At 69.2% G+C, this 266-nt stretch carries 1 protein-coding gene; it reads right to left on the bottom strand.

Annotation, left to right across the window (positions count from 1 at the left end):
• The coding region (locus EOD29_RS32330) for a LysR family transcriptional regulator (protein ID WP_127248838.1) at positions 1 to 266 on the bottom strand (266 nt) is incomplete at both ends.

Below are 266 nucleotides of genomic sequence, written 5' to 3'. Positions count from 1 at the left end.
CCACCGCCTTGTTCCGCCGAGGCAGCCAGCGTTCGCCGCTATTGCCGAGCAGCGTAAGTGCTTCTTCCGCCCGCGCGAAAAATCGCATGCCTTCCGGCGTCAGCCGCACGCCTCGGGCTTCGCGCGCAAACAGGCGAACGCCCATCCAGCGCTCCAGGCGCGAGACCTGGCGCGACACCGCGCCGTGGGTGATGCCGCTTTCCTCGGCCGCAGCCGAAAACGATCCCAGCCGGGCGGCGCGGGCAAAGGTCTCGAGCGTATCGAGC

Source organism: Mesorhizobium sp. M1A.T.Ca.IN.004.03.1.1, assembly GCF_003997555.1.
Lineage (GTDB): Bacteria > Pseudomonadota > Alphaproteobacteria > Rhizobiales > Rhizobiaceae > Mesorhizobium.
The sequence above is the reverse complement of the archived record's forward strand: the minus strand, read 5'-3'. Positions and strand labels throughout refer to the sequence as shown.